The following is a 6199-nucleotide window of genomic DNA, read 5'->3' on the forward strand; positions in this document are numbered from 1 at the left end:
CCCTCGAACGTCAACGCCGGCGCCAACGGACGACGCACCACCTGCGCCCCGAACAACTCCGGAACCGTCGACCCCACACCAACCGACCCACCCAACACCGCACGCCGGCCCCACGCATCGAGCCGTCGGTGTTCCGATGGATCGAGCAGATCGAGCGACGCGATCCGCACCGCGGGATCGGCCGTCATCGCGGCCAGCACGCGCTGCAGGCGCTCGATCAACGACTCCACTGACACCGCGTCGAACACATCGGTGTCGTATTCGAGCCGGAAGGACAGCGTGCGGCCCGGCGACGCCTGCATCGTCAGCGGGTAGTGATTCAGCTCGCGACTGCGGAGCTCGCCGATCGTCAGGCCGTCACCGCCCGAGAGTGCAGCGGTGTCGACCGGATAGTTCTCGTACACGAACAGCGTGTCGAACAACTGGTCGTGACCGGTGACGCGATGGATGTCGGGCAGCGCCAGATGCTCGTGTTCCAGCGTCGCGCTGTGTTCGAGCTGCATCCGGGCCAGCAGGTCGGCGACCGTGGTGACCGGGCTCAGCCTCACCCGCGCCGGCACCGTGTTGATCAGGAGCCCCACCATCGACTCTGCACCGGGCACGTCATCCGGTCGACCCGACACCACCGACCCGAAGGCCACGTCCTGCTGGCCGGTCAGCGAGCTCAGCAGCACCGCCCATGCTCCCTGCAGCACGGTGCTGACCGTGGTGTGCTGCGACCTCGCCAACTCCTGCAGCGCCCGCGTGCTCTGCTCGGACAGCTCGCCCGAGGCGATCCCGCGGGGTCCGCTCTCCCGGCGTTCCGGCGACGCCACCAGTGTCGGTGTCTCGAATCCCGCCAGCACCGCACCCCACGCCACTCGCGCCGCGTCCCGATCGCGCTCCGCCAGCCATGTCACGAACCGCCGGTACGGCACCGCCGCGGGCAGCCGCTGCCCGAAGTACGCCGCGATGATCTCCTGCAGCAGGATGGGCAACGACCACCCGTCCAGCACGATGTGGTGGCTCGTCAACACCACGTGATGACGATCGATCGTGTTGCTCAGCAACATGATCCGGAATGCCGGTGCGTTCTCGAGGTCACACACCGCGACACGTTCGGCGGCCGATTCCTGTTCCAGTCGGTCCTCGTCGATGACGCCGTCCTCGACGTCGACGTGGCGCCATCCCGCGACTGGATCGGCGGGGATGACCTGCACCGGCTCGTCGAACCGCTGACTGAATCGGGCCACCAGATGCGGGTGACGGCTGACGACCGACTGTGCCGCCGCGGCCAGGCCGCTGGGGTCCAGCGGACCTGTGACAGTGAAGCTCAGCTGCAACGCATACACCTCGGAGCTGCCCGCGTGGTAGAGCAGTCCGCGTTGCAGCGGGGTCAGGGGCAGCACGTCGGCGATGCGGTCGTGGTGCTGCAGCTCGTCGAGCTGGTCCTGGGTCAGCCTGGCCGGAGCGACGTCCGACGGGGTCAACCCGCCACCACCGCGGCCCACATGGGCGCAGATGCCGGTCAGCGCGTCGAACCACAACCGGCCCAGCCGCTGCACCTGCTCCTCGTCCAGCACCGACGGCGCCCACGTCCACGTCGCCTGCAGCCGGGCACCGTCCGCGGTGTCGAGGGTCGCCGCGTTGAGTGCGACGCTGTGCGGCAACGGCATCGGAATCGCTCCGGCCACCGACCCCCACGCCGTGCCGGTGTGCGGGCGCCAGTACTCCTCGCCGAGCTCACCGGACCCACCGAGCCGGCCCAGGTAGTTGAACCCGATCACCGGATCCGCACCGCCGAGGTCGACATCGGGGTTCAGGTACCGCAACAAGCCGTAGGTCAGACCGTCGGGCAGCGCACGCAACTGCTCCTTGGCGTCCTTGACCGCCCTGCCCAGCTCCGCGTCACCGGAGGCGACACGGCTCCAGCCGACACCGCCACCGGTCAACGCGACCGGGTACTTCGTGGTGAACCAGCCGACCGTGCGCGACACGTCCACCCCGGCCACCGCGTCCTCGTCGCGGCCGTGGCCCTCGACGTCGATCCCGATCGGGGATCCGCCCGTGCCGAGGAACTCCGCGCACGCCAACCCGAACGCGACCAGCAGCACGTCCTGCACCCCGGTATGGAACGCCGCAGGCACCTCGCCCAACACCATCCGGGTGGTCTCGACGTCCAATTCCACGGACCACTGCCCCGCCGAAGCGAACGTGTCCCGCTCCGGGTCCGGCGCCGGCAGTGCCGCCGGAACCGCGGCCACCGCACGCCAGTCGTCCGCCGCGGCGGCCACCCGATCGGACAGTGCGTGCTCGGCCAACAGCTGGGACCACCGCGCAAACGACGTCCCCGACACCGGCAATGCGATCGGCTGGGCGGCACGACGCTGCGCCCACGCGACGTTCACGTCCTCGAGCAGCACCCGCCACGACACCCCGTCGACAGCCAGATGGTGTACCACCAACGCCAGCTCGCCCGTCGCCTGCGCCCACACCGCCGACAGCATCACGCCCGCGGTCGGGTTCAACCGGGACCGGGCGCCGGCCACCGTCTCCTCCGACAGCACGTCCGTCACCTGCACGCGGCCTGCCGCGTCCACCGCGCCCGGCTCGGGTGCCCACAACCCGTCCTCGGTGACCTGAGCGCGCAGCATCGGATGGCGATCCAGCACCGCCTGCAGAACGGCGACGACGTCGGCCTCGGTCGCCTCCGCGGGCGCCGCCACCACCATGGTCTGGTTGAACTGATCGGTCGGACCGGTCACGCTGTCCAGCCACCGCATGATCGGCGTGGCCACCACCGCACCGACGCCCGCGTCGTCGATCACCTCGCCGTCGGCGACGGACACCACCCGCGCCAGGCGGGCCACGGTCTGCTCGGTGAACACGTCTTTCGGCCGGCACGTCAAGCCTGCAGCCCGCGCTCGCGACACCACCTGCATCGACAGGATGCTGTCGCCGCCGAGCTCGAAGAACGAGTCGTCGACTCCGACCCGCTCCAGCCCGAGCACGTCGGCGAAGATCCCGGCGAGCACGTCTTCCACGAGATCGGTTGGCGCACGGTAGGTCTGGCCGTCCGGATACTCCGGTGCGGGCAGCGCCTTGACATCCAGCTTGTTGTTCGACGTCAGTGGGATCGCGTCGAGCACCACGAACGCCGCGGGCACCATGTAGGCGGGCAGCCGCTCGACCAACGCCGTCCGCGCCGCCGCCGGATCGGCGTTGCCGGTGATGTAGGCGACGAGCCGCTTGTCGCCCGGACGATCCTCCCGGGCGATGACCGCCGCCCGGCTCACACCGTCCACCTGGGCCAACGCGGCCTGCACTTCGCCGAGTTCGATGCGGTAGCCGCGAATCTTGACCTGCTCGTCGGCGCGGCCGATGTAGTCCAACTGCCCGTCGGCTCCCCAGCGCACCACGTCCCCGGTGCGGTACATCCGCATCCCGGACGTCTCCCCCGCCCCGGCGAACGGGCACGCGACGAATCGCGATGCCGTCAGACCCGACCGGCCCACGTAGCCGTCGGCCACCCCGCGGCCGGCGACGTACAACTCGCCCACCACGCCGGCCGGCACCGGGCGCAGCCACTCGTCGAGCACGAACAACGCCGCCCCGGCCACCGGCGATCCGATCGGCACCCGCGCCCCCGGCGAGAGCGGCGCGCTGATCGCCACGCACATCGTGGTCTCGGTCGGACCGTAGGCGTTGATCATCACCCGGCCCGGCGCCCACCGAGTCACGACCTCCGGCGGGCATGCTTCACCCACCACCACCAGCGCCGCCGACTCCAAGCCGTCCGGCGAGAGCATCGCCACCGCCGACGGCGTCTGGGTCAGCACATCGACCCCTGCGCCGACCAGCAGGTCGTGGAACTCGTCCGGCGACGTCGCGACGGATTCCGGCACGACCACCACCCGGCCGCCGCGAAGCAGGGCGCCGAAGATCTCCCACACCGACACGTCGAACGCCAACGAATGGCACAGTGCCCACACCCCGGTCGGCGGCAGCCCGGCGTCCAGGGTCTCGAGCAACTGGGTCACGTTGCCGTGGGTCACCGCGACGCCCTTGGGCGTACCCGTGGTCCCCGACGTGTAGATCAGGTAAGCGACGTCGTCGACCGCGGGCACCGCCACTGCGGAGCCGGGATGACCGTCGATCGCGTGGTCGTCGAGATCGATGACCGCACCGTCGAAGCCGTCGACCCGCGCGGCGAGCTCCCTCGTGGTCACCACCACGACCGGCGCAGCATCGTTCAGCACGAATCCGATCCGGGCGTCGGGCGCCGACGGATCGATCGCCACATACGCAGCTCCCGACTTGAGCACCGCCATGATCGCGATCACGGACTGCGCCGAGCGCGGCAGCAACAACCCGACGCGCCGCCCCGGACCCGCACCACGCTCGGACAACAGGTGCGCCAACCGGTTCGACGCCACATCCACGTCGCGGTAGGTCAGACTGCGCCCTTCGAAGACGACGGCCGCCGCATCCGGCGCACGACTGACGATCTGCGCGAACAACTCTGGAATGGTCGGCTCCGACGACTCGGGCAGCTCCAGTGCGGTCCGGTTACCCCACTCCTCCAAGAGTCCGTGTTCGACGTCGTCGAGCAGGTCGATCGAGGAGAGCCGGCGATCGGGCTCGGCCGCCATCGCCACCAACACCCGCTCGAGCCGGCCGACGAGGGTCTCGATCGTGGCGGGATCGAACACATCCGTGCGGAACTCCACCGATCCGGAGATACCGGCGTACGACCCGGTTGCGGTGAACTGTTCGGCCAGCGCGAACGACACGTCCATTCGCGCGGTGTGGGTCTCGACCGGCTCACGGGTGGCACGCACCTGGCCCATGTCGAACCCGGCATCGGCGTCGAGCTCGGCTCCGGCGAAGTTCTGCCACGCCAGCATCACCTGCACGACCGGGTGATGAGCCATCGACCGGGTCGGGTTGAGCCGCTCCACCATCACCTCGAACGGCACGTCCTGGTGCTCGTAAGCCGCCAGTGCCCGGGAGCGCACCTGCGCCAACAGGTCGGTGACAGTGGGGTCGCCGCCGACATCGACCCGGAGCACCAACGTGTTGACGAAGAAACCCACCAACTCGTCCAGGGCACGATCGTTCCGCCCGGCGATCGGGAAGCCGACCGCGACGTCGGAGCTCGCGGAAACCCGACTCAGCAGGACCGCCAGCGCGGCCTGCATGACCATGAAGGTCGTGGTGTTGGCGTGGGCCGCCAGGTCACGCACCTGTTGCTGCAGTTCGGGCGCCCATGCGACGTCGATCCGAGCACCACGCTGGTCGGCCACCGGTGGGTAGGGCCGATCCGTCGGCAGCTGCAGACGTTCCGGCAGACCGTCCAACGTCCGCAGCCAGTAAGCCAATTGGCCACCGATGCGACTGCTGCTGTCGGTCAACTCACCGAACTGCGCGCGCTGCCACAACGTGTAATCGACGTACTGCACCGGCAACGGCGTCCACCCGGGTGCACGTCCCTCACTGCGGGCGGCATACGCGACGCTCAGATCTCCCACCAACGGGACCAACGACGTTCCGTCGGCCGCGATGTGATGCACGATCCCCACCAGGACGTGCTGGTCCTCCGCGATCCGAAACAGCGTGGCCTGCAACGGGATCTCGTTCGCCAGATCGAACGCGTGGGATGCGGTCCGTTCGATCGCCTCGGACAGCCGAGCCTGGGACCATCCGGCGGCGTCGACGACCCGCCAACTCACATCGGCCGCCGACGTCGGCACCACCACCTGCGCGGGCACGCCGTCCACGTCGGTGAACACGGTACGCAGGGACTCGTGCCGGTCCACCACGTCGGCCAGCGCCGTGCGCAACGCGTCGACGTCCAGGCGCCCGGTCAGCCGCAGGGCGACCGCCATGTTGTAGACCGGCGAGGGCCCGTGCAACTGGTCGAGGAACCACAGCCGATTCTGCGCGAAGGACAACGGCACCACCGCCGGACGCGTCGCCACGGCCGTCAGCGGTTCCACTCCACCGCCCCGTCCGTCGACACGTGCGGCCAACTCGGCCACCGTGGGCGCCTCGAACAGAACTCGAACGCCGAGATCGGAATCCAGTGCCCTGTTGATCGCCGCGATGACGCGCATCGCGGACAACGAGTCGCCGCCCATGGCGAAGAAGGAGTCGTCGACGCCGACCCGGTCGACGCCGAGCACCTCGGCGAAGATCCCGGCCAGGATCTCCTCCATCA

The 6199-nt window shown here is 69.7% G+C and carries 1 protein-coding gene; it reads right to left on the bottom strand.

The features are described 5' to 3' along the window. A partial coding sequence (locus ACPCHZ_RS28445; RefSeq protein ID WP_423487820.1) for an amino acid adenylation domain-containing protein occupies positions 1 to 6199 on the bottom strand: 6199 nt, incomplete at both ends.

The organism is Mycobacterium sp. NPDC050041, from assembly GCF_049541695.1.
Taxonomy (GTDB): domain Bacteria; phylum Actinomycetota; class Actinomycetes; order Mycobacteriales; family Mycobacteriaceae; genus Mycobacterium.